At 62.8% G+C, this 24,845-nt stretch carries 17 protein-coding genes, 1 rRNA gene and 1 pseudogene; 11 read left to right on the top strand and 8 right to left on the bottom strand.

The features are described 5' to 3' along the window. Positions 1 to 10,004, bottom strand: a 10,004-nt coding sequence (locus JZ00_RS28625; protein ID WP_039594558.1) for a non-ribosomal peptide synthetase, incomplete at its 3' end; no start/stop codon positions are given. A 165-nt stretch (positions 10,005 to 10,169) separates the two neighbouring features. Next, entirely contained in the window at positions 10,170 to 10,904 is a 735-nt protein-coding gene (locus JZ00_RS28630; protein WP_039594559.1) for a thioesterase II family protein, read from the bottom strand. Between the two features lie 133 nt (positions 10,905 to 11,037). On the opposite strand from JZ00_RS28630, the gene tam reads away from it, so the two are divergent. Together tam and JZ00_RS28640 are read left to right on the top strand one after the other, a co-directional pair. Beyond that, positions 11,038 to 11,808 carry a trans-aconitate 2-methyltransferase gene (gene tam, locus JZ00_RS28635; RefSeq protein WP_039594560.1) on the top strand — a complete coding sequence of 257 codons (771 nt, stop codon included), beginning with the start codon at positions 11,038 to 11,040 and terminating at the stop codon, positions 11,806 to 11,808. Between the two features lie 81 nt (positions 11,809 to 11,889). Then, positions 11,890 to 13,023: a cupin-like domain-containing protein gene (locus JZ00_RS28640; RefSeq protein ID WP_039594561.1), complete on the top strand. Its 1,134-nt coding sequence runs from the start codon at positions 11,890 to 11,892 to the stop codon at positions 13,021 to 13,023. Positions 13,024 to 13,039: 16 nt separating this feature from the next. Here JZ00_RS28640 and JZ00_RS28645 read toward each other — a convergent pair whose 3' ends face one another. Continuing rightward, on the bottom strand, positions 13,040 to 14,212 hold the full coding sequence (locus JZ00_RS28645; RefSeq protein ID WP_039594562.1) for an MFS transporter: 1,173 nt from the start codon (positions 14,210 to 14,212) through the stop codon (positions 13,040 to 13,042). Between JZ00_RS28645 and JZ00_RS31770 the strand changes: the two genes are divergently transcribed. The 5 genes and pseudogenes from JZ00_RS31770 to JZ00_RS28665 all read left to right on the top strand — a co-directional run bounded on the left by JZ00_RS31770 (position 14,211) and on the right by JZ00_RS28665 (position 18,480). Next, the gene (locus JZ00_RS31770) at positions 14,211 to 14,345 is read left to right on the top strand and encodes a hypothetical protein (RefSeq protein WP_268794937.1); all 135 of its coding nucleotides are present in this window, start codon (positions 14,211 to 14,213) and stop codon (positions 14,343 to 14,345) included. The two genes, JZ00_RS28645 and JZ00_RS31770, sit on opposite strands and share 2 nt — an antisense overlap. Before the next feature lie 25 nt (positions 14,346 to 14,370). Further along, the gene (locus JZ00_RS28650) at positions 14,371 to 15,171 is read left to right on the top strand and encodes a glucose 1-dehydrogenase (RefSeq protein WP_039594563.1); all 801 of its coding nucleotides are present in this window, start codon (positions 14,371 to 14,373) and stop codon (positions 15,169 to 15,171) included. Beyond that, on the top strand, positions 15,164 to 16,987 hold the full coding sequence (locus JZ00_RS28655; RefSeq protein WP_039594564.1) for a glycoside hydrolase family 15 protein: 1,824 nt from the start codon (positions 15,164 to 15,166) through the stop codon (positions 16,985 to 16,987). The genes JZ00_RS28650 and JZ00_RS28655 overlap by 8 nt, the downstream gene beginning before the upstream one ends. A gap of 184 nt (positions 16,988 to 17,171) precedes the next feature. Continuing rightward, positions 17,172 to 17,537 (top strand): annotated as a pseudogene (locus tag JZ00_RS30615) (hypothetical protein); the annotation flags it as partial. A gap of 40 nt (positions 17,538 to 17,577) precedes the next feature. After that, entirely contained in the window at positions 17,578 to 18,480 is a 903-nt protein-coding gene (locus JZ00_RS28665; RefSeq protein WP_039594566.1) for an alpha/beta fold hydrolase, read from the top strand. Here JZ00_RS28665 and JZ00_RS28670 read toward each other — a convergent pair. After that, on the bottom strand, positions 18,449 to 19,435 hold the full coding sequence (locus JZ00_RS28670) for a GlxA family transcriptional regulator (RefSeq protein ID WP_039594567.1): 987 nt from the start codon (positions 19,433 to 19,435) through the stop codon (positions 18,449 to 18,451). The two genes, JZ00_RS28665 and JZ00_RS28670, sit on opposite strands and share 32 nt — an antisense overlap. 100 nt (positions 19,436 to 19,535) lie before the next feature. On the opposite strand from JZ00_RS28670, the gene inhA reads away from it, so the two are divergent. Beyond that, positions 19,536 to 20,222 carry an isonitrile hydratase gene (gene inhA / locus JZ00_RS28675; RefSeq protein ID WP_039594568.1) on the top strand — a complete coding sequence of 229 codons (687 nt, stop codon included), beginning with the start codon at positions 19,536 to 19,538 and terminating at the stop codon, positions 20,220 to 20,222. A 48-nt stretch (positions 20,223 to 20,270) separates the two neighbouring features. Here inhA and JZ00_RS28680 read toward each other — a convergent pair whose 3' ends face one another. After that, a complete protein-coding gene (locus JZ00_RS28680) occupies positions 20,271 to 20,528 on the bottom strand; it encodes an Atu4866 domain-containing protein (RefSeq protein WP_039594569.1) in 258 nt (85 codons plus the stop codon). 27 nt (positions 20,529 to 20,555) lie between these two features. Then, on the bottom strand, positions 20,556 to 21,293 hold the full coding sequence (locus JZ00_RS28685; protein ID WP_039594570.1) for an SDR family oxidoreductase: 738 nt from the start codon (positions 21,291 to 21,293) through the stop codon (positions 20,556 to 20,558). Between the two features lie 199 nt (positions 21,294 to 21,492). On the opposite strand from JZ00_RS28685, the gene JZ00_RS28690 reads away from it, so the two are divergent. After that, the gene (locus JZ00_RS28690) at positions 21,493 to 22,440 is read left to right on the top strand and encodes an AraC family transcriptional regulator (RefSeq protein WP_039594571.1); all 948 of its coding nucleotides are present in this window, start codon (positions 21,493 to 21,495) and stop codon (positions 22,438 to 22,440) included. A 179-nt stretch (positions 22,441 to 22,619) separates the two neighbouring features. Next, entirely contained in the window at positions 22,620 to 23,123 is a 504-nt protein-coding gene (locus JZ00_RS28695) for a hypothetical protein (RefSeq protein ID WP_039594572.1), read from the top strand. 498 nt (positions 23,124 to 23,621) lie between these two features. Here JZ00_RS28695 and JZ00_RS28700 read toward each other — a convergent pair whose 3' ends face one another. After that, complete coding sequence (locus JZ00_RS28700) at positions 23,622 to 24,080, bottom strand: SRPBCC family protein (RefSeq protein ID WP_039594573.1); 459 nt, start codon at positions 24,078 to 24,080, stop codon at positions 23,622 to 23,624. Positions 24,081 to 24,197: 117 nt separating this feature from the next. Between JZ00_RS28700 and JZ00_RS28705 the strand changes: the two genes are divergently transcribed. Beyond that, positions 24,198 to 24,599, top strand: a complete 402-nt coding sequence (locus tag JZ00_RS28705; protein ID WP_039594574.1) for a lysozyme inhibitor LprI family protein — start codon at positions 24,198 to 24,200, stop codon at positions 24,597 to 24,599. 100 nt (positions 24,600 to 24,699) lie between these two features. On the opposite strand, the gene rrf is transcribed toward JZ00_RS28705, so the two are convergent. Then, positions 24,700 to 24,815: ribosomal RNA gene (gene rrf, locus JZ00_RS28710) — 5S ribosomal RNA — on the bottom strand. Positions 24,816 to 24,845: the final 30 nt, after the last annotated feature.

Consider the following 24,845-nt stretch of genomic DNA (forward strand, 5'->3'; position numbering starts at 1 on the left):
AGATCCGCTGGGCGACCGGCGACCGTTGCACCAAACGCCACGGTGGCTTTGCCGGTGTAGCGCTGCAACAGCAGCAGCCAAGCGGCTTGCACCAGCGTGTTCACCGTGACTTTCGAGGAGCGAGCGAAGGCTTCCAGGCGCCGGGTCAGCGACTCGTCCAGCACCTGCATATGATCGCCATAACCAACACCGGCGTCCGTCGGCTTGCCAACCGCATCGGCCAGCCGCGTGGGTGCTTCGAGGCGTTCTAGCGCAGGCTTCCAGAACGCCTCGCTGGCCGCCGCGTCCTGGCGTTGCAGCCAGGCGATGTAGTCCCGATAACGGCCGCCGGACACGGCCATGGATTGACCGCTGTAGCGTTGCAGCACTTCGCCGAGCAGCTGTGAATTGCTCCAGCCGTCCATGAGGATGTGATGATGGCTGTAGATCAGGTGATAACGCCGCTCATCGAGGCGCACGATCATCAACCGCACCAGGGCCGGCGCGCTCAGATGAAGGTGTTGGCGCTCGGCATCGGCCAGGGCCTGTACGGTCTGGTCATGCAGTGGATCATCGCTCAGATCGTGCAGGCTGTAAGGCAGCTCCAGGTACTTGCTGACCACCTGCACCGGCGCCGGCAAATCTCCCTGCCAGACAAACCGCGTGCGCAGGATGTCGTGGGCATCGACCGCCGCTTGCCAAGCCTGGCGGAAGCGTTCCGGGTCCAGCCCCTCGATGTCCAGGCGCAGTTGGTTGATGTAGTCGCCGCTCGCGTCACCGTACACGCCATGGAACAGCATGCCTTGTTGCATCGGTGATAACGGATACAGGTCGACGATCTGCGCGGGCGGCATCGGCAGCCCATCCAGTTGTGGCTGGCTCAGGCTCGCCAGAGGGAAGTCCGACGGTGTTACGCCGCTGTGCTCGCCCCGGCAGCAATGCTCGATGAGCCGCTGCAACTCCAGCGCATAATCGTCGGCCAGCGCCTGGATGGTGGATTCGTTGAACTGCTCGCGGCTGAAGGTCCAGCCCAGGTTCAGTTCGCCGCCGAACACCTGGCCGTTCAAGGCCAGCGCATTGGACAGCGGTGCTTCGGCGTCCAGCTCATCGCCAGCGGCTTCGTCGGCCGGGATGAACAGGGCGCCCTCGGCTTCGTTGAAGCTGGCGTCGAACTGGCCCAGGTAATTGAAGGTCAGGCTGGGCGTTGGCAAACCGGCCAGGAGGGCCCGCGTCGCGTCATCCGCCAGATAAGCCAAGGCACCAAAGCCCAGGCCTTTGTCGGGGATCGCCCGCAGTTGCTCCTTGATTTGCTTGAGGCAATCCCCCAGGTCCGCCCGTGGCGTGAGCCGGGCCGGATAGAGGCTGGTGAACCAGCCAACGGTGCGGGTCAGGTCGACGTCGTCGAACAAGGCTTCGCGACCATGGCCTTCGAGCTGGATCAGCGCACTGTCGTTGCCCGTCCAGCGCACCATCACCCGCGCCAGTGCCGTGAGCAGCAAGTCGTTGACCTGGGTCCGATAGGCCTTGGGCGCGTCTTGCAGCAGTTGCCGGGTCAACGCGGCATCGAGTCGCGTACGCACGGTCACCGCCAGACGGTTCTGCTGGCCGCCTGCGGGGTTATCCATTGGCAACGAGGCATCGACGTCTTCGAGCCGGGCCTGCCAGAACGCCAGTTCCTGCTGCAACCGGTTGCTGCGGGCATGCGCTTGCAGGCGCTCGGCCCAGACCTGCGCCGAGGTGGTTTTCAGCGGCAATTGCACCGCCGCACCGCTGGACAACTGTCGGTAGGCACTTTGCAGGTCCTCGAACAGGATCCGCCACGACACGCCATCGACCACCAAGTGATGCACCGCCAGCAACAAACGCTGGCTGCCATCGCCCAGCGCCGCCAGGACAGCCCGCAGCAAGGGGCCCTCTTGCAGGTCCAGACTGCGCTGGGCCTCGTTGGCGATACTCTGCAAGACCTGCGCATCAGGCGCGTCCACGGCCCAGAGCAGGTCCTTGCATTGAGTGTCCGCAGGACGGTAAATCGCCCTCCAGCCGTCGTTCTGCTCCGTGAAGCACAAGCGCAGGCCATCGTGATGTTGCAACAGCGCCTTCAACGCCTGGTTCAGAATCGATGCGTCCAGGCGGTGGGTCGGCTTGAGCATCACCGCCTGGTTCCAGTGATGACGCTGCGGTATCGCCTGTTCGAAGAACACACGCTGCACCGGCAACAGCGCCATTTCGCCCGTCACCGGCCCCTGATCGATGACTTGGGCGGCTTCACCCTGGCGAACCATGGGCGCGAGCATTTCCAGAGTCTGGTACTGGAACAGGTCCTTGGGCGTGAAATGCATGCCGGCATGGCGGGCGCGGCTGACCACCTGGATCGAGACGATGGAATCGCCACCCAACTCGAAGAAATTATCCCGCAGGCCGACACGTTCAAGCTTGAGCACGTCCTGCCAGATCGACGCGAGTTGCTGTTCCAGCGCATTGCGCGGCGCCAGGTAGGCGTGTTGCGATTGGTTGGCGTCAGGCTTGGGCAGGTTCTTGCGGTCGAGCTTGCCGTTGGGGGTCAGCGGCAGGCGTTCGAGCAGCATCAGATAAGCCGGGACCATGTGCGCCGGCAATGTCGCCTTGAGTTGCTCGCGCAAGTGCTCGGCGAAATCTTCGCGGGCAGGTTCCGCGGCCACCACATAGGCCACCAGACGCTTGCCGCTGCCGACGGTGCCTTCCTGGGCCACGACCACCGCTTCGCGCACGCCATCGAGGGCTTGCAGGCTGGCTTCGATCTCGCCCAGTTCGATGCGGAAGCCGCGGATCTTCACTTGGTTGTCGATGCGATCCAGGTAATCGAAAGTGCCGTCGACGCGCTGGCGCACCAGGTCCCCGGTGCGATACAGCAAGCCGCCAGCGCTGAACGGGTCGGCGACAAAGCGCTCGGCGGTCAGCCCCGGCCGGTTCAAGTAACCGCGAGCCAATCCCATACCGCCCAGGTACAGCTCACCGGCCATGCCTTGGGGCAACAGGTTCAGGTCGGCATCGAGCACGTAGGCGCTGCGGTCACCGATGCGGCTGCCGATGGGGGCGTAGGCAGCGTCACAAGACACCTCGCGACCGGCCTTCCAGATCAGCGGCGTGACCACGGTTTCGGTCGGGCCATAACCGTTGATGATGTACTCGGGACGCAAGGCGCGCTTGACCCGTTCGAAACTGGCGTTGGGCACCGCGTCGCCGCCGAAGCAATAGATGCGCACCTTCGGCGGGTTGCCTTCGCGCTCGGCGTGCTCGGCCAGTTGTTGCAAGTAAACGGGCGGGAACGCCACCACCGTCACGCCGTGCTCGTGCATGGCGTTGTAGGTTTGTTCCGGGGTCCACAGGCTGTCGTCACGAATCAGCAGCGACGCACCGTGGGTCAGGCTGGTGAGCCAGCGCTCATGGGCGCCGTCGAAAGCGAACGACATGAAATGGAATTCGCAATCGCTGTCGCGCATTTCATAACGCTCGCCAATGGCCTGGCAGTGCATCGCCAGCGGACCGTGGGCCACGCTCACGCCCTTGGGGTTGCCGGTGGAGCCGGAGGTGTAGATGACGTAGGCGAGATTGTGCGGGTCGAGTTGAATGTTTGGCGCACTGACCGGCAACTCGCGCAGATCGACACGGTCCAGCTCCAGCAGCGGCAACGATTCATCCACAGGCAACTGGGCCGACACCGAAGAGTCGCTGATCAGCAGCGCCAGCCCAGCGTCGTTCATCAAGTACGCCAGGCGTTCACGGGGATAGCTGACGTCCAACGGCACGTAGGCACCGCCGGCCTTGAGCACCGCCAAGAGTGTGACGATCACCCCTTCGCTGCGCGGCAGGGCCACGCCCACGCGGGTTTCCGGGCCGACGCCGCGGCTGATCAAGACGTGGGCCAGTTGGTTGGCGCGCCGGTCGATCTCGCCGTAGCTGAAATGTCGGCCATTGAAAATCACCGCCGTGCGCTGCGGGCGCTCGACCGCCAGCGCGGCGATCCGCTGGTGTACGGCGATGTCCACCGGGTACGGCTGCGGGTGGTTCTCGACGTGTTGCCGAGCGTGTTCGGCACCGCTGGCCAGGGCGATTTCGCCCAGGTTGCGTCCGGCGTCCTGGCTGAATTGCTCGAGCAGGTGCAGCAGATGGGCACTGATGTGATCAATCATTTCGTCGGCGAACTGCCGGCGCTCGTAGCTGTAGTGCAGCGCCAATTGTTCACCGAGGGTGACCGCGACGCTCAGGGCGTAATGCGCTTGCTCACGGTTGGCAACGTCGCCGAACGTGACGCCGCTGCCGATGCCTTGCTGCAAGGCCTGGGCAATCGGGTAGTTCTCGAACACCAGGAGGTTGTCGAACAGCGCCTCGCCGCCCTGCCCGGCCCAACGCTGGATATCCGCCAACGGCGTGTGCTCGAAGTCCCGCAGGCCCAGGTTCTGTGCCTGTACTGCTTGCAACCAATGGCCGACCGTTTGGTCCGGACGTGGGCTGCCAATGACCGGCAAGGTGTTGATGAACAGGCCGACCTGCTGCTCGATGCCCGGCAGATCCGCCGGCCGACCGGCCACCGTCGCGCCAAACGCCACGGTCTGGTGACCGGTATAGCGCTGCAGCAACAGCAGCCAAGCCGCTTGCACCAGCGTGTTCACGGTGATTTTCTGCTGGCGGGCGAACGCTTCCAGTGCTTGGGTACGCGGCGCGTCGAGGGTCAGGAAATGATCGCCGTGGCCGCTCTCGCCGCCGCCCGAGGCCGCACCGGCGAGTCGGGTCGGCTCCTGCAACGGGGCCAACTGTGCGCGCCAGAAGTCCTGGCTGAGCTGGCCATCCTGGCGTTGCAGCCAAGCGATGTAGTCGCGATAACGCCCACCCGTGCGGGCCGGCGCGCGGCCGTTGTAGCGCTGCATCACCTCGCCGAGCAACTGCGAATTGCTCCAGCCGTCCATCAGGATGTGGTGATGGGTGTAGATCAGATGCCATTGTTCGACGCCGGTCCGCACCAGCACCAGGCGCAACAGCGGCGCCTGGCTCAAGTCGAAACCTTGCGCGCGCTCGGCGTCGGCCAGCGCGGCGAGGGCCTGGGCCGGTTCGGCATGCTCGCGCCAGTCCAGCACCGTGAACGGCAACTGCACCTGCTTGTGGACGATCTGCAGCGGTTGTGACAGCTCTCCCTGCCAGACGAAGCCGCTGCGCAAAATGTCCTGCGCCGCGACGGTGGCCTGCCACGCCGCACGGAATCGCTCGGCATCCAGGCCTTGCACGTCCACCCGCAACTGGTTGACGTATTCACCCGCCGCCTGCTCGTACAAGGTGTGGAACAACAAGCCCTGCTGCATCGGCGACAGCGGGTAGACATCGTCCAACTGACCGGCCGGCAGCGGCAGATGGTCGAGTTGCGACTGGGTGATCCGCGCGAGTGGGAAATCCGACGGCGTGGCTTGCGGTTCAGCCAGGTTGACGCAATGGTCGATCAGCGCCTTGAGCTCGACGGCGTATTGATCGACCAGTTGCTGCACCGTCGCGCTGTCGAACATTTCACGGCTGAAGCCCCAGCTCATCGTCAGCTCGCCACCATAGACCTGGCCTTCCACGGTCAGCCAGTTGGCCAGTGGTGCCGTCGGGTCCTGGGCAACGCCACTGCCTTCGCCGGACGGCACGAAGAGCGCCGCTTCATCGAACTGGCGGTCGAACTGGCCGAGGTAATTGAAAGTGATGCGCGCAGGCGCCAGGTCTGTCCATTGCGCTTGCACCGACGGCGCCGCCAGATGACGCAGCACGCCGTAGCCCAGGCCCTTGTCCGGGACGTTGCGCAGTTGCTCCTTGATGGTCTTGATCGAGCCGCCGATGTCATCAGTGGCGGTGAGGTTCACCGGGAACAGGCTGGTCAGCCAGCCCACCGTGCGGGTCAGGTCGATGTCGTCGAACAGCGCTTCGCGGCCATGGCCTTCGAGTTCGACCAGCGTGCCCGGTTGCCCGCTCCAGCGGCTGATGGTGCGGGCCAGCGCGGTGAGCAGCAGATCGTTGACCTGGGTGCGATAGGCGGCGGGTGCCTGTTGCAGCAGTTGCCGGGTCAGGCCAGCCTCCAGGCGCCATTCGATCTTCGCGCCGTGGACGTTCGTCAGGCTGCCCTGCGGGCGTTCGCATGGCAGGTCCCGCGCGCCCTCGTGCTGGGCTTTCCAATAGGTCGACTGGTCGTCGAAGCGCGATGCTTCGGCCATCAGCCGCGCAGTCCAACTCTTGAAGGCGCTGGTCTTGGCCGGCAACGTAACGCCGCCCCCCGCCGCCAGTTGTTCGTAGGCCTGCTGCAGATCTTCCAGCAACAGTCGCCACGACACGCCATCCACCACCAGGTGATGGATGACCAGCGCCAGTCGCTGGCTGCCGTCGGCCAGGTTCACCAGCATGGCGCGCACCAGCGGCCCGTCTCGCAGGTCCAGGCTACGCTGCGCCTCATCGCACAGCGCGTCCAACTGCTCGGCGGATCGGGCATCGCGTTGCCACAGGTCGGCGCTTTGCAACAGCGGCCCATGGCTCTGCCGCCAAGCGCCGGAGTCTTCGACAAAGCGCAGCCGCAAGGCGTCATGGTGGTTGATGACGCAGGTCAAAGCCGCGTCGAGCCGTTGTGCATCCAGCGGTTCGCGTGGACTCAGCAACAGCGATTGGTTCCAGTGCTCGCGGGCCTGCATCGCCTGGGCGAAAAACTGCTGCTGGATCGGCCCGAGCACGGCATCGCCAGTGACCAGCCCTTGGTCCAGGACACTGTGGTTGTCGTGGCGGGCGACCAGCGCCAGGCTGCGCACGGTCTGGTATTGGAACAGGTCGCGGGGGTGGATACGAATACCGGCCTGCCGCGCGCGGCTCACCACTTGAATGGAAATAATCGAGTCGCCGCCCAGTTCGAAGAAATTGTCTTCGAGGCCGACGCGCTCTACCCCGAGCACGTCCTGCCAGATTTCCGCCAAGGCGGTTTGCAGTGCATCTTGCGGAGCGACGAACGCTTGCCGGGGCGCGGCGTCTGGTTGTGGCAGGGCCTTGCGATCGAGCTTGCCGTTGGCGGTCACCGGCAGGCTGGCCAATGGCATCAGGTAGGTCGGCACCATGTATTCCGGCAGGCCGGCCAGCAGCCAGGCCTTGACGTCCTGTGGCCACTGCTCGTGCGCGTCGCCGTTTTCCAGCACCAGGTAGCCCACCAGATGCTTGCCGTCCTGCACCAGCACCACGGCCTCGCGCACCAGCGGATGCTGCACGAGGCGAGTTTCGATTTCGCCGAGCTCGATGCGCAGGCCGCGCAGCTTGACCTGATGGTCGAGGCGACCAAGGTATTCGATCACGCCGTCGGCGCGCTGGCGCACGCGGTCGCCGGTGCGGTACAGGCGTGCGCCGTCATGGAATGGGCACGGCACGAAACGCTCGGCGGTCAGCGCCGGACGCCGGTGATAACTGCGCGCCAGCCCCGCCCCGCCCAAGTACAACTCGCCCGCCACGCCCCACGGCACCGGCGACAGATCGGCGTCGAGCACATGGGTGCGCAGGTTGGCGATGGGCTGGCCGATCGGCACGCAATCGGCGCCTTCGTCAACGCACGTCCAATGGGTTACGTCGATGGCCGCTTCGGTCGGACCGTACAGGTTATAGAGCGCGGCGTTTGGCAGTGTGGCAAAGACGTGCTGCTGCGCATCCAGCGGCAACGCTTCACCGCTGCAGACGATGCGCTTGAGGCCTTCGCAGGTGTTCACGCCCGGCTCATGGATGAACGCTTGCAGCATCGACGGCACGAAGTGCAGCGTGCTGATGCCATGACGGTTGATGGTGTCGATCAGTTGTCGCGGATCACGATGGGCGCCCGGCGCAGCCACCACCAGTCGCGCCCCGGTCATCAGCGGCCAGAAAAATTCCCACACCGACACGTCGAAACTGAACGGGGTTTTCTGCAACACCGCGTCGCTGCCGTCCAGGCCATACGCTTGTTGCATCCAGCACAGGCGATTGACCAGTGCGGCGTGGCTGTTGCCGGCGCCCTTGGGTTTGCCGGTCGAGCCTGAGGTGTAGATGACATAGGCGAGGTTCAGCGGGTCGATCATCACATCGAGGCGACTGTCGCGGTAACCGTCGAGCCAACCGTCCGGTTGGTCGAGCGCGATGACCTCGATTCCCTCGGTCGGCAGCCCCGCCGACAGCGAACGCTGGGTCAGCAGCAAGCCGATGCCGCTGTCCTCGATCATGTAGGCCAGGCGATCCTGCGGGTACTCCGGGTCCAGCGGCACGTAGGCGCCGCCGGCCTTGTGGATCGCCAGCAGGCCGACCACCATCTCCACCGAACGCTCAATGCAGATGCCCACCAGGCTGTCCGCTCGCACACCGCGCCCCCGCAGCAAGTGAGCCAGGCGGTTGGCGCGGGCATCGAGCGCTGCATAACTCAGGCTTTGTTCGCCAAACACCAACGCCGGGGCGTCCGGGGTGCGCGCCACCTGGGCTTCGATCAGTTGATGCAGGCACAGCTCGGTCGGGTAGCGTTGAGCCGTGGCATTCCAGCCCTGCACCAACGTGGCATGCTCGTCGGCATCAAGCAGCGGCAGCTCGCCGACACGCCGGGACGGATCGGCAATCATCGCGGTGAGCAATCGCAGCCAATGCCGCGCCATGCGCGCGATGGTCGGCGCTTCGAACAGATCGTCGGCGTAAGTCAGCGCGGCGTGCAACGTGCCGGCTTTTTCATAGGTGTCGAGGGTCAAGTCGAACTGGGTGGTGCGCGCCTGCCACTCGATCATCCCCAGTTCCAGGCCGGACGCCGTTCGGATCGTGGTGACGTCCGCCACGTGGGGTTGATGGTTGTACATCACTTGGAACAGCGGCGTATGGCTGAGGCTGCGTTCGAGCTTCAATGCCTCGACCAGGCGTTCGAAGGGCAAGTCCTGATGGGCCTGGGCACCGAGCGCGGTCTCCTTGACCCGGCGCAGCAACTCGTCGACCCGGGTCTGGCCATCCAGTTCGGTACGCAGCACTTGGGTGTTGACGAAGAAACCGATCAGGCCTTCGATTTCATCCCGGTTGCGGTTGGCAATCGGCACGCCGACACGAATGTCGGATTGCCCGCTGTAGCGATGCAACAGCACGTCGAACGCGCCGAGCAGCAGCATGAACAGCGTGACGCCATGCTGCTGGGCGGCGCTGCGCAGTTGCTCCGCCAACCCCGGCTCGATGGCAAATTCATAGCGGCTGCCGCGATAGCTGGGCATGGCCGGGCGCGAGTGGTCGGTCGGCAACTCCAACACCGGATGCTCATCGCCCAACTGCGCCTGCCAGTACGCCAGTTGCCGCGCCTGCTCGCCGGCCTCCAGCCAACGGCGCTGCCACAGCGCATAGTCGCTGTATTGGATCGGCAAGTCGGCCAGTTGCGGCGGCATGCCGGCTTCATGGGCGTCGTAGCAGCGGATGAATTCTTCGATCAGCACGTTCATCGACCAGCCATCGGAGACGATGTGGTGCAAGGTCAGCAGCAGCACGTGTTCCTGTGCATCGAGCTTGAGCAGCTCGACCCGCAGCAAGGGGCCGCAGGACAAATCGAATGGCCGCATCGATTGTGCTTGCGCAGCCTGGCGCACCGCTTGCTCGCGATCGTCTGCCGGCAAGCCGCTGAGGTCCTGTTGTTCGATCACCAGCGGCGCATCAGTGGGCACTTGCAAGAGGCTGTCGTCGGCCTGGCACTGGAACACCGTGCGCAGGGTTTCATGCCGCGCCACCAGGCTGGCGAAAGCCTGTTCCAGCGCCGACAGGCTCAATACGCCTCTAAGCCGCACCGCCCCCGGCAGGTTGTAGGCGCCACTTTCCGGGTCCAATTGCCAGAGAAACCACATGCGCCGCTGGGCATAGGACAGCGCCTGGCGATCCTCGGCTTCGACGCCTTGGGGAATGGGAAAGCTGCTGAAATCCACGCCCTCCTTGTCCAGCGCTGCCAGGAACATCTGGCGCTTGTCCAAAGGCAACCCGATAAACCGGCGAGCAAGTTTCAAGGCGTTTTCAGCATTCATTTCTGGGTATCCGGAATCAGTGGGCACAAGGCACAAAGGCATGTCGTCCCTATGAAACGAATGCAAACCGGAAAAATTAGCGATTGGGAATCACTATCGAGAGGGAACAAACCCGTGGCGAGGGAGCTTGCTCCCGCCTCGCCACAAAAAAAGGTATTGAATGGGCTAGGCGCTGATGGCCAACCCATGCCGCCGATGGTGCACGCTCAATTGATCTTTGATCAGCCGCAGCACCCGGGCTTCGTGTTCATGGATGAAAAAGTGCCCACCGGCCAACATGTCCACCGAAAAGCTGCCGCAGGTTTCCCGGCTCCAGCCAATCAACTGTTCGGTGGTGGCCTTGTCCGCAGTGCCGCCGAGCACATGCACGGGGCAGTTGAGCACAGGCCGAAGCCGTGGCTGATAGCGCCCGCAAAGCAGGAAGTCTGCCCGCAGCACGGGCAAGGTCAGGGCCATCAACTCTGCGTTGGCCAACACTTCTTCGCTGGTGCCGTTGAGGGTGCGCAGTTGATCGATCAGTTCGGCATCGGTTTTCGGCTCGGCGAAGCCGCGATCATAGTCGGCGCGCATCGTTGGCGCCGCAGTGCCGGAGGCGAACAGCGCCACCGGTTCCGGGCAGCCCAGCTCGCGCAGGGCATGGGCGATCTCGCAGGCCAGCAGCGCACCCAGGCTGTGACCGAACACCGCGTACGGAGCCTTGAGCGTCGGGTACAATTCGCGCGCCAGTTGCCTGGCCAATGGCCCCATGTCGGTGTGCAGCGGTTCGGCGAAACGTGCCCCGCGCCCCGGCAATTCCACGGGCTGCACCGTCAGCCACTGTGGCACCTTGCGCCGCCAACGGCTGTACACCATCGCGCTGGCGCCGGAATACGGCAGGCACAGCAGGGTCAGTTGGGTCACTGCGGTTTTCTCCGATCGTTTGTATAAAAAGAATAACGAGGCCAGGCTGCGAAGAATTAGTCACCGGCCTCTGCCCCGGATGCACCTTATACTTCACGCCCCATGGCTTTGGTCCGCCCTCAAGGAGAACACAATGAGCTGGTCCGCCCAACAATATGTCGCTTTCGAAGAGGAGCGCACCCGCCCGTCCCGGGATCTGCTGGCGGCGATCCCGCCGATGCAGGCGCGGCAAGTGATCGACCTGGGCTGCGGCCCCGGCAACTCCACCGAACTGTTGGTGCACCACTTCCCCGACGCAACGGTGCGTGGCCTGGACAGTTCCGCCGACATGGTCGAAGCCGCCCGCAAGCGCTTGCCCAACGTGACATTTGCCACCGCAGACATTGGCCGATGGCACGAAAGCGGCCCCTTCGACGTGATCTTCGCCAACGCCGTACTGCAATGGCTGCCAGACCACGCCACCTTGCTGCCGTCGCTGGTGGACAAACTCGCGCCGGGTGGCAGCCTGGCGATCCAGATGCCCGATACGCTGCACCAGCCGTCCCATCGCTTGATGCGGGACATCGCCGCCGATGGCCCCTGGGCAAGCCAACTGGCCGGGGCGGCTGATTCGCGGACCGAGGTAGAGGACGCCAGCACCTATTATTCGATCCTCAAACCCCATTGCAGCCGGGTCGATGTGTGGCGCACCACTTATCATCATCCACTGGCCGGCGGCGCTTCGGGTATCGTCGAATGGTTCAAGGGCAGCGGCTTGCGTCCGTTCCTCGAACCGCTGGACGCAGCACAGCGCGAGCAATACCTGGAGCAGTATCTCAAGGCCATCGAACAGGCCTATCCGACCCTGGACGATGGTTCGGTCCTGCTGCCGTTTCCAAGGATTTTCATCGTCGCGACACGCTAGGGCGACGGCCGGCGGCGAGGGCTAAATTTCCGGTCACGGCCCTCGTTACCTGCTAGACCAAAAACCGCAAGAGTGACCGCCGTGGACCTGCAAACCATTCTGGGCAAGCTGTTCGCCAATGCCGGCGCCGTTGGTATCGAAGGCGTTTTCCAATTCGTGTTCGGCCCGCACCAGGCGTTCTGGTCCGAGGTCAAGGCCAGCAGCCACACCCAGGCCGGCCGCCACGCCAGCCCCGACGTCACCATTGAAGTGGCGGAAAAGGATTTTCTCGGGATCATGGCCGGCCAGGCCAATGTCGAGGAACTGTTCGCCAGCGGTCGTTTGAAGATTGGCGGCAACATGGGGCTGGCGACCTTGCTGCCGCAGATCATCGACCATGCGCGCCATGGCAGTCGCCCGGTGGAAAAGGTCGACATGAACAAGCGCTACCCCACCCCGTCGCGCTTCAGCGAAACCCTCACCGCCAGCCTGCCCACCCAACGCAGCGTGGAGCGTCGGCCGCGCAGCGAGCTGTCGGTGCAAGCGTTCCAGGCGCGTTATCTGCCCCATGGGATTCCGGTGGTCATCAGCGATGCGCTGCAGGATTGGCCGTTGTTCAAGCTCAGCCGCGAAGAAACCCTGGAGCATTTCGCCGAGCTGCAAGGCATCACACGCCATGGCGATTACGTGAAGAAAACCTTCTCCACCGAGCGGGACTTCCGCTCCACCTCCATGGCGGACTTCATCGCCTCCCTCGACAACCCGGCGCCCAAGCGTGCCGACGGCGAACCACCGGCCTACATGGGCAACAATATCTTGCCGGCGCGATTAATGGAGCTGATCAAATACCCACCCTACTTCGATCCTGCGCTGTTCATTGCGCCGCGCATCTGGATCGGCCCCAAGGGCACCCTCACACCCTTGCACCGCGACGACACCGACAACCTGTTCGCCCAGGTCTGGGGCCAGAAAACCTTCACCCTCGCCGCGCCCCATCACCGCGAGGCCCTGGGCACCTGGTCGACCGCGCCCCAAGGCGGGCTGGACGGCTGCGACTTCAATCCGGACGCGCCGGACTACGACCGTTTCCCCAAGGCCCGGGACGTGACCTTCATGCGGGTGACCCTTGAGGCGGGGGATTTGCTGTTTTTGCCGGAGGGTTGGTTTCACCAGGTGGAGTCGGTGTCCACCTCGCTGTCGGTGAATTTCTGGGTGAACTCGGGGCGGGGTTGGTGAAGCCAGGACTGCGCGTTCACTTTTGCTGCCGGTAGCTCTGCACCGCCGCCGCCAGCACCACCGCCCCGGCCGCAATCGCCAGCCAGAACCCACTGCGCGCGCCAAACGTATCCACCAGCCACCCCGAACCGGCCGCGCCGATCACCACGCCGATGCTCAGGCCGGTGACCAGCCAGGTCAGGCCTTCGGTCAACCGGGCCGGGGGCACGATGCGCTCCACCAAGGCCATGGCGACAATCAGGGTCGGCGCGAAGAACAGCCCGGCGACGAACACGGCCAGGGACAAGCCGAGGATATTGCTCGCCAACAGCAACGGCAGCGTGGTAATCGCCGTCGCCACCCCGCCGTACAGGAACAGCCGCGGCAACGGCAATTTCGAGCGCAGCGCACCGAACGCCAGTCCGGCCAGGCACGAGCCGATGGCATAGACCGACAGCACGATGCTCGCCGCCGCCGGTTGCCCCTGATGCTGGGCGAACGCGACGCTGACCACATCCACCACGCCGACGATGATTCCCATGGCGACCATCAGCAACAGCAGCAAAAGCACATCGATTGAACGGATGATCGAACCCTGATGATGCGCCTGGTGCGGATGCACAGGTGGTTCGGTGCCACGCTGCAGGACAAATGCCGTCACGCCGATTGCCAGCAGCAGCACCGAGACCAGGGGCCCCGCCTCCGGGAACGCCGCCACGCACAACCCCACCGACAGCGGCGGCCCGACGATGAAGCAGACCTCGTCCAGCACCGATTCCAGCGCATACGCGGTGCGCAGTTGGGGCTGGCCGCGATACACCTCGGTCCAGCGCGCCCGCACCATCGCCGACATACTGGGCATGCAACCGGCCAGGGCCGCGAACAGGAACAGCGTCCAATGGGGCGCCTGCAATCGCGTGCACAACAGCAACATCAACAACGCCCCGCCACCCAGCAAGGCCGCCACCGGCAACACCCGCCCCTGGCCAAAACGGTCGACCAGTCGCGACACCTGGGGCGCACAGAACGCGGTCGCCAGGGCAAACGTCGCCGCCACCGCGCCTGCCAGTCCGTAGCCGCCCTTGAGCTGCGACAGCATGGTGATCACGCCAATGCCGGTCATGGAGATCGGCATGCGCGCGATCATTCCCGCCAACACGAAGCCGCGGCTGCCAGGGGCGGTGAACAATTCACGATAGGGGTTTGCCATGGAACGCGGCCTCAACAAGGGCCTGCAACTTGCCATAAACGAACGTGCCGGGGAAAGCGCAAAACTGTGGGTGAAATGTGAAGACTGCCTGCTGCAAATGAACTCTCGGCCGGTGGCGCCAGTCAGCAAGTAAGGCCCTCAGCTCAAGGTGCTACCCCATGCAGATTTCCCTCGCCCGACAAGTAGCCTTGGTGACCGGTGCCAGCTCCGGCATTGGCGCAGGCTCGGCCAAGGCACTGGCGGCGGCCGGAGCCGCCGTGGTCCTCAATTACCATTCCAGCGCCGGCCCGGCACAAGACCTGGCCCGCGAGATCAACGACAGCGGTGGCCGCGCCATCGCCATCGGCGCCGACGTGTCGAAGGAGCAGGACGTCGAACGCTTGTTCGCCCAGACCCTCGACGCATTCGGCACGCTCGACATTCTGGTCGCCAACTCCGGCCTGCAAAAAGACGACGCCACCGTCGACATGAGCCTGGACGACTGGAACACCGTCATCGGCGTCAATCTCACGGGCCAGTTCCTCTGCGCCCGCGCCGCCCTGCGAATCTTCAACCGCCAGGGCATTCGCCAAGGCGTGTCCCGCGCCGCTGGCAAGATCATTCACATGAGCTCAGTCCATCAGCGCATACCTTGGGCCGGCCACGTCAACTACGCGGCATCCAAGGGCGGTATCGACCAGCTCATGCAGACCCTGGCCCAGGAAACCAGCCACCAGCGCATCCGCATCAATAGCATTGCACCCGGCGCCATTCGCACGGCGATCAATCGGGAGGCCATGGAGGCCGACAAGGAGCAGAAACTGTTGGAGCTGATCCCCTATGGTCGTGTGGGCGATGTGGAAGATGTCGCTAATGCGGTGGTCTGGCTGGCGTCGGACTTGTCCGATTATGTCGTGGGCACCACGCTGTTCATCGACGGCGGAATGAGCCTCTATCCGGGGTTCCGCGGCAATGGCTGATCATGACGAACCGCAAAGCCCCATCGAGAATCACGGGATTATTGGCGACATGCGCACCGCCGCGCTGGTCAATGATCGTGGCAGCGTGGACTTTTTCTGCTGGCCGGAATTCGACAGCCCATCGATCTTCTGTTCGCTGTTGGACACTCCTGACGCCGGTATCTTCCAACTTTCGCCGGACTTGCCGGACGCCCGTCGCCAGCAAATCTACCTGCCTGACACCAATGTCCTGCAGACCCGCTGGCTGAGCGACGGCGTGGTGGTAGAGATCACCGATCTGCTGCCCATCGGCGACAGCGAGGATGACCTGCCTGTGCTGATGCGCCGGGTACGCATGACAGTCGGCAGCGCGACGTTTCGCATGCGTTGCGCGGTGCGCCATGATTATTCCCGTGCCGCGACCACGGCGCGCCAGGACGGCGACCACATCGTATTCGAAGCCGCGCAACAACCCAGCCTGCGCTTGTGCGCCGACCAGCCCCTGACGCTCGACGGCCAGGCGGCAGTGGCCGAGTTCACCCTGGCGCAAGGCCAGACCGCCGAGTTCCTGCTGGGCAGCATCGACGACCCACGCCTCGTGGACGACACCAGCACCTTGTGCCTGGAGCGAACCCTGGCGTTCTGGCGCGGCTGGATCAGCCAATCCAACTACCGCGGTCGCTGGCGAGAGATGGTCAACCGCTCGGCGCTGGCGCTGAAACTGCTGACGTCACGTAAGCAGGGCGCCATCCTCGCCGCCGCCACCTTCGGCCTGCCGGAATCACGTGGCGGCGAGCGCAATTGGGATTACCGCTACACCTGGATCCGCGACGCCTCGTTCACCGTCTACGCGTTCATGCGCCTGGGCTTTGTCGACGAAGCCAACGCCTACATGCGCTGGCTGCGCGGCCGGGTCAGCGACTGCTGCGATCAGCCAACCAAGCTCAACATTCTCTACGGCCTGGACGGTCGGCTTGAGTTGCCGGAAACCGAGCTGACGCATCTGAAGGGCTTCGGCGACGCGCGACCGGTGCGTATCGGCAACCTGGCCTACCAGCAGGTGCAACTGGACATCTTCGGCGAGTTGATGGACGCGGTGTACCTGGTCAACAAATACGGTGAAGCCATCTCCCATCAGGGCTGGAAACACACGGTCGATGTGGTGGACCAGGTGTGCACGATCTGGCAGGACAAGGATGTCGGCATCTGGGAAATGCGCGGCGACAAGCAGCATTTCCTGCATTCGCGGCTGATGTGCTGGGTGGCCGTGGACCGCGCCATCCGCCTGGCGAGCAAACGCTCCCTGCCCGCCCCGTTCGCCCGTTGGGATGAAACCCGCCAGGCCATCTACGACGACATCTGGACGAATTTCTGGAACGACGAGCACCAACATTTCGTCCAGCGCCTGGGCAGCACCGCCCTCGACGGATCGATGCTGCTGATGCCGCTGGTGCGCTTCGTCAGCGCCCGCGACCCGCGCTGGTTGTCGACCCTGGACGCCATCGAAAAAGACCTGGTGCGCGACGGCATGGTCTATCGCTACCGCACCGACGACAGCCCCATCGATGGTCTCAGCGGCACCGAAGGTTCGTTCGTCGCCTGCTCATTCTGGTACGTCGAATGCCTGGCCCGCGCCGGCCGCGTGGAAAAAGCCCAGCTGGAATTCGAACAACTGATGCGCTACGCCAATCCGCTGGGGCTGTACGCCGAGGAATTCGACAGCCACGGTTATCACCTCGGCAACCTGCCCCAGGCATTGAGCCATTTGGCGCTGATCAGCGCGGCGAGCTTCCTGGATCGCAAGTTGAGTGGGGAGAAAAATCACTGGCAGCCGTGAGCTGCGGTTATGACTGACGACGATCCCGTGGCGAAGGAGCTTGCTCGCTCGCCACGTTGGATTCCAACAAAGCTAAACGCATTTCGCCGGCTGTAGGTTGCCAGCCCCCCAACCCTCTCCTAAGATCGATGCACGCAAGGGTGCAGCGGAGCTGCGCGATAAAAACCCGATTCAAGGATTCGACATGACCCATATCAAACGCTCCATCACCGCCGAGCTCCGATCAGGGCTGACTCGCGACGAACTTTGGGACGATCAGGACAAAGGCTTGATCAAATGCTGGGAAATCGGCCGCGAACGGGCAGCGAGGTTCCCGGAACTGGCGCAACGCTGTCTGGCCGGTGAGTTGCCGGTGCTGGGCTGGAAAGGCGGGGTCAGCCGCAGCCTGAAGAAGACCGCCAAGTTCGGTTGTCTCAAGTACCTGGCCCAATGGCAGGGCCTGCGCGGCGAAGACCTGGACATCGACCTGACCCAGGAGCGCACCCTGACCTGCTCCAGCACGAACATGGTCGTGACGTTCACGCCGGACCGGGCCAAATACCTGAACCAGGAGCCCGCCAGACCTCAACCGATCCAAGCCGGAGACCGACATGACATCTACGCCAAAGGTCGATTTCGCGGTGACGCCGCTGCTGCGCATCGCCTACGAAGAACACGGCACCGCCAGCGGCGACCCGATCGTTCTGCTGCACGGTTTTCCCTACGACCCGCGCACCTTCGACGAAGTTGCCCCGGTCCTGGCCCAACGCGGCTATCGGGTCATCGTGCCGTACCTGCGCGGCTATGGCCCGACCCGGTTCAATGAGCCAGCCATCGCCCGCACCGGCCAACAGGCCGCATTGGCCCAGGACCTGCTGGACCTGATGGACACCCTCGACATTCCCCAAGCAGCGCTGTGCGGCTATGACTGGGGTGGCCGTGCCGCGTGCATCGTGGCCGCCTTGTGGCCCGAGCGCGTTCGCTGCCTGGTCACTGGCGATGGGTACAATCTGCAGGACATTCCTTGCTCCACCGAGCCGCTGGATCCGCAAACCGAGCATCGTCTCTGGTATCAGTATTACTTCCACACCGCACGCGGCGTTGAAGGTTTGAAGCGGAACCGCCGGGAACTGTGCCAGTTGCTCTGGCAGCTATGGTCGCCGACCTGGAAGCGCGGCGAGGAGCTGTACCAGCTGAGCGCGCCGTCATTCGACAATCCGGACTTTGTAGAAGTGGTGATCCATTCCTATCGCCACCGGTTCATGTACGCCCCCGGGGATCCGACGCTGGAATGGATGGAGGAAAAACTCGCGGAGCAACCGAAGATCAGCGTGCCGAGCATTTCCCTCTGCGGTGCCGATGACGGCGTGGGTCCACCGCCGGAGGACGATGAAGATGCAGGGCATTTCAGCGGATTCTACGAACGCCGCGTACTGCCTGGCGTCGGCCACAACATTCCCCAGGAAGCGCCGCAAGCCACGGTCAAGGCGTTGCTGGATCTGCTTGAGCGTTGAACCGCTCCCGATAGGCCTGGGGCGTCACGCCCACGGCTCGCAAGAAACTGCGGCGCAGGGTTTCTTCACTGCCGAAGCCACATTGCAGGGCAACGCGCTTGACCGGCACGGCGCTGTCTGCAAGCAGGCGGCGGGCGGTCTCGACGCGGATCAGCTCCACGGCGCGGGCTGGGGTCTGGCCCGTCTCGGCGCGGTAATGGCGGACAAAACTGCGTTCGCTCATGCCCGCCTCGGCGGCCAGGCTCGACAAGCCCAGGTCCCGCGTAAGATTCTCGGCGATCCAGGCATGCAACCTGTCGAAGCGACCGCCCCGCTTTTGTAGCGCCAGGGTAGCGCTGAACTGCGATTGCCCGCCGGGGCGCTTGAGGAAGACCACCAAGTGCCGCGCGACCTCCAAGGCCATCGTGCGGCCAAGGTCTTCTTCCACCAAGGCCAACGCAAGGTCAATCCCGGCCGTGACACCGGCCGACGTCCAGATCGGGCCGTCCTGGATGAAAATCGGATTGGGTTCGACCTGCAACTTTGGGTGTTGCCGGGCGAGTTGTTCGCAGCGGGTCCAGTGAGTCGCTACCCGCCGCCCGTCCAGCCAGCCACTGGCGGCCAGCAAGAACGCGCCGGTACACACCGACGCGACCCTTCGCGAACGCATTCCTTGGTGCTTGACCCAGGCCACCAGGGCCGGATCCTCGGCGGCTTCGTATACGCCCCAACCGCCAGCGATCAACAACGTGTCGCTGCTTTCATTGGGAAGCGGCTCAGCCATCAGCGCCAACCCCGCCGACGACATCACCGCCCCGCCACCGGCAGCGACGACAGTCGGCGCATAAGGCGCCGGCAAGCCTTGCCCACGGGCCAGGTCGTTGGCTGACGCGAAGACTTGCAGAGGGCCGGTGACATCCAGCACCTGCACATTGGCGAAGGCCAGCACATGAACGGATTTCGGGGTATTTGGCATATTGGCGTGATTCGTGGGTTTATTGGCGAATACGCCAGATGCTACGAGCCTACAGTTAAACCGTCCACCCCTCGGGCAATTATCCAAAGGAGCAAGCGACATGACGTTGCAGATCGGTTTTCTGTTATTCCCACAGGTTCAGCAACTGGATCTCACCGGCCCTTATGACGTGCTGGCCTCGCTGCCGGATGTGAAAGTGCACCTGATCTGGAAAGACCTGACACCCGTGACCGCCAGCACCGGGCTGGTCTTACTGCCGACCACCACGTTCGAGGACTGCCCGCAGCTCGACGTAATCTGCGTACCCGGCGGCAGCGGCGTGGGTCCGCTGATGGAAGACGAGCAGACCTTGACCTTTATCAAGCGCCAGGCAGCCCACGCCAAGTACATCACCTCGGTGTGCACCGGTTCACTGGTACTGGGTGCTGCGGGGTTGTTGCAAGGCAAGCGCGCCACCACCCATTGGGCTTTTCACAGCCTGTTGCAGCCGATGGGCGCGACACCCATCAAGGACCGCGTGGTACGCGACGGTAACCTATTGACTGGCGGAGGCATCACGGCGGGTATCGACTTTGCCTTGACCCTGGCAGCAGAGTTGTTCGACCGGGACACCGCCGAGCTGGTCCAATTACAGCTTGAATACGCTCCCGCTCCACCATTTGCCTCAGGGAGCCCGGACACTGCGCCTACGCAGGTACTGGAAGAGGCCAACCGACGTTCTGCGGAATCGTTCCGGGTGCGTTCGCAGATCACTCAGCGAGCTGCGGCACGGTTGGCAAAGGTGTAGCAGTGAGTTTCAGCCAGGCACCAAAGCCAGGTGCCTGGCTTGGCTGAGCTATTTCTCCTGGCGATACAAGACCATCCCGGCGTGGTACAGCACCCCATCGCGAAAATCCCCGTCGGCGGTAAAACCGGTATCGTCGTGATATTCGATATGGTCGTCCTGAAGCCAGTAGTCGCCCTGATAAGCGCTCTCTCGAGTGCCCCTTGCTTCATCGTACCGACCGCCCGGTAGCAGCCGATGGCGGATCACGCCATCGGCGGTTACCCAAAGGCCGACGAATTTGTCTTGGTTGCCGAATGCCTTTCTCATGGGAGCTCTCCTGTGGACCGGTTCGTCTCAATACGGGCTGGCCGTCGGCCGCACGACCAGTTCGCTGACGTCGACGTCGGCCGGTTGTTCGATGGCGTAGGCAATGGCCCGGGCGATGGCCTCGGCGGGGATGGCGATCCTGCGGAACTCGCGCATCTCGGCGCGCCCGCCTTCATCGGAAATGCTCTCGGCCAGTTCCGATTCGGTAACGCCGGGGGAAATCACGGTCACGCGAACGTCGCCGCCCACTTCCTGGCGCAGGCCCTCGGAAATGGCCCGCACGGCGAACTTCGTGGCGCAGTACACGGCGGCCGTCGGGCTGACAGCGTAGGCACCGATGGAGGCGATGTTGATGAATTGACCGCTGCGCTGGCGTTGCATCAGTGGCAGGCCTGCGGCGATACCGTGGAGCACGCCGCGAATGTTGACGTCGATCATCCGATCCCATTCCTCGACTTTCAGGGCCTCGAGCTTGGAGAGGGGCATGACGCCGGCGTTATTGATGATCACATCGAGCCGGCCGTATTTTTCGACGGCGAAATCGATCAGGCTCTGGACGTCGTCGCGACGGGTCACGTCAACGGCTTTACAGGCAGCGCGGTGGCCGGCGGCCTCAAGTTCCTGCACAAGCGTTTGCAAGCGGTCCGCGCGCCGGGCGCCGAGCACAACGCAAGCTCCCCGGGCTGCCAGCAAGCGTGCCGCCGCCTCGCCAATCCCGCTGCTGGCGCCCGTGATGACAACGACTTTGTTTTGAATATCGGACATGATGGATTCCTCGTCTGGATGTGTTGGCTCCTGAGTGGAGCGTTTCGACAGGTCCAGATTAGGGATTCGCTCCGCGCTTCGGTTAGCCGGATTCTCCTGCGCATTTGCACGATCCTGTAACGATAACGCCTCTGGCCGTCGCGGCTGCAATCAGCTTTACTAGCGCGATCCATTGAATTGGCCAGGGAGATTGATCGGCATGTCGGTATCCACGTCCATCACCATCACGCCCGATAACCGCGTAGACCTGCGTCGCGCCGAACTGGCGAGCCTGATGAAGCGCTTCGCCCCGGAATATGGCGTCCACTCCACGGCCATCGAGGCCTTGCACCTGATTCGCAGCGACCAGCCCACCGAAGCCTTGCACGTCGTGCATAAACCGGGGCTCTGCGTCATTGTCCAAGGGCGCAAAGAGGTCACGCTGGCGGACGAACGCTACGTTTATGACCCGCTCAATTACCTGGTGGTATCGGTGACGCTGCCGCTGGCCGGCCAAGTGATCGAGGCCAGTCCCGAGCAACCGTACCTATGCATTCGCCTCGACATTGATCCGGCCCAGATCTGTCGGTTGATCGCCGATGCCAGCCCCATTGGCGTACCGACCGAAAGGGCCGATCGCGGATTGTTCCTGGATAGCATCGATGAACCCTTGCTCGACGCAATGCTGCGTTTAATACGGTTGCTCGACAGCCCAGACGACATCGCTACCCTCGCGCCCTTAGCCCAACAGGAGATCTTCTATCGGCTATTGCGAGGATCCCAAGGTCGGCGTCTGCATGAAATTGCCATTCCTGACACCCAGACACATCGCATCAGCCGCGCCATCGAGTGGCTCAACAGCCATTACGCCGAGCCGTTGAGCATCGATAGCCTGGCGCAAATGATAAATCTCAGCCCTTCGGCCCTGCATCATCGCTTTAAAGCCGTGACCGCCATGAGCCCGCTCCAGTACCAGAAACAGCTGCGCCTGCAGGAGGCCCGACGACTGCTCCTGGCCGAGAACTGCGACGTTTCGTCAATCGGCTACAAGATGGGCTATGAAAGCCCTTCCCAGTTCAGCCGTGAGTACAGCCGTCTATTTGGCGCCTCGCCCAGCAAGGACATCGCTCGACTGCGCGCCATGGCAGTGCAGGCCAATAGCGCCTGATCCTGCATGCAAACAGGATCAGGCAAACGCATGGCAGTTTCCGACTAACGACGTCCAGCTACCCATCCCTATTCTGAACCCATGCAGCACGACAACCGTCCGGGCTGCAACGGGTTCAGCAGATCACGACATCTGAACGACCCGGCACTCACCCCTTTGATAAGACCGGAGTCATAGCCATGAAAATGTTCAATTCCTCGATTGCCGTTATTGCCTTTGCTCTGAGCACCATGGCATTCGCCCTGCCAAGCCAGCAACAAGACCGATTCTTTACCCAAGCGCTTGATCAGCAAGAATCCGTAGCGGCAGACGGTGCGGAGCGTACCCCAGGTGGCCAGGCACTGGCTGCTGATGGTTCGGAACGTACCCTAGGTGGCCAGACACTGGCTGCTGATGGTTCGGAACGTACCCAAGGTGGCCAGACACTGGCTGCTGATGGTTCGGAACGTACCCAAGGTGGCCAGACACTGGCTGCTGATGGTTCGGAACGCACCCTAGGTGGCCAGACACTGGCTGCTGATGGTTCGGAACGTACCCTAGGTGGCCAGACACTGGCTGCTGATGGTTCGGAACGTACCCTAGGTGGCCAGACACTGGCTGCTGATGGTTCGGAACGTACCCTAGGTGGCCGGGCATTGGCTGCTGATGGTTCGGATCGAGTGTCGGCCCACCGCCTAGCATGAAGACCTACTTTACTGCAGACAAAAAAAAACCCGCCTAGGCGGGTTTTTTTGAGGACCTATTAGACTCCTGTCCGGCACTCCATGCCTGGTCCCATCATCCGTGACCCCGAGCACTCCCTGTACTCAACGGTTGTACATAGGTTAGTGCGGTCGCGATCGCGGGCAAAGACGATAAAACAGCAATGGCGTGTAAGCTTTTCGCCATTTAGTGTTCTCGACAGTTTTTGGACAGACGAAAAAAAACCCGCCTAAGCGGGTTTTTTCCAAGACCATTACGACTCCCTGTCGATAGCCATCCTGGCAAGGTCGATCATCCCTGATCCTGAGCACTCCCTGTGCTTCAGTGGATGAGTCCAGATTACGCGTCGGATCCAAAGTGAAACAGAGGACATAACTACCAAGCCGTGTAAGACATTCGCTATAGCAGTCCCTCCGAAAACCCCTAGCCAACCCGGCATCGGATCACTCCATGACTTACGTGGGGGGCTCAGGATCCATTCAAGCCTTGCTCAGGAACTCTTCGATATTGGCCATTTGCTCATCCCAGCCACGACTGTCCATGCGGAACGCCTTGAGTCGACGAGCCTCAGGAATACCGTTGAATCCCGATTCCACGACCTTTAGCAACGTGCCGCCATTCATGTCTTCAAGTTCGAACTGCACCCGGGTCTCGGTCTCCTGGGAGTAATCGATCTTCGGCTCGACAGCGTAGGGGTGCCATCGAAACGAAAACACCCGCTCGGGCTCGACACGCTCCACCATCACATCCCAAACCAAATGTTCGTAGCCTGGGTATGTGATCTGCCCTTGAGTGCGCACGCCTGCGACAAAACGTTTCCCTTTGAGATTCACACCAAACCATTGGCCGAAGATCTCAGCATTGGCCAGAGCGCGCCAAACCTGCGAACGGGGCGCCTTCAGTAAGATCTTTCTTTCAATACGATCAGGTAAATGCATGGGTCACCTCCTGTGTTCAACAGTAGGCTTGTAAGACCACGAGGCCAACCGGAAAGTTGTGTCGGCGCATTGTTTGGGTACACTCCTCCGCAGTTTCACCCCACAAGGAGATTGATAATGTCCACCCGCTTGCTGCTGCCCCTGGTGCCGCTGTTTTTGATCGGCATGGCGAACGCTGATGATTGCGCCAATGCGATGACCCAAGCTGCGATGAACCAATGTGCGGCCCAGGAGAGCAAGGCTGCCGACAAAGAATTGAATACCTTGTACAAAAAAATCACGGTGCGTCTCAAAGACAATGCCGAGGCCAAGCAGCTTTTGGTCAAGGCACAACGCGCCTGGATTGGTTTTCGTGACGCCGAATGCAGCTTTTCTGCGTCCGGTGTTGAAGGCGGCAGCGTCTATCCGATGATCCACAATGGCTGCATCACCGGCTTGACGAAAGCGAGAGTTCAAGCGTTCAAGATCTATCTTGAATGCAAGGAAGGGGATCTGAGCTGCCCTGTACCGGGGGCTTGATTGCCGGCTATGAACAAGGGTGACCCTGAGGTCACCCTTTTTTGTCACAGCCAAAACAAAACCCCTACCTGCATCAGCAGATAGGGGTTTCGGAATTTAATCTTGACGATGACCTACTCTCACATGGGGAAACCCCACACTACCATCGGCGATGCATCGTTTCACTTCTGAGTTCGGGATGGGATCAGGTGGTTCCAATGCTCTATGGTCGTCAAGAAATTCGGGTACTGAGTCGTGGCCTAATGA

Origin of the sequence: Pseudomonas frederiksbergensis, from assembly GCF_000802155.2 — a bacterium.
GTDB lineage: Bacteria > Pseudomonadota > Gammaproteobacteria > Pseudomonadales > Pseudomonadaceae > Aquipseudomonas > Aquipseudomonas frederiksbergensis_A.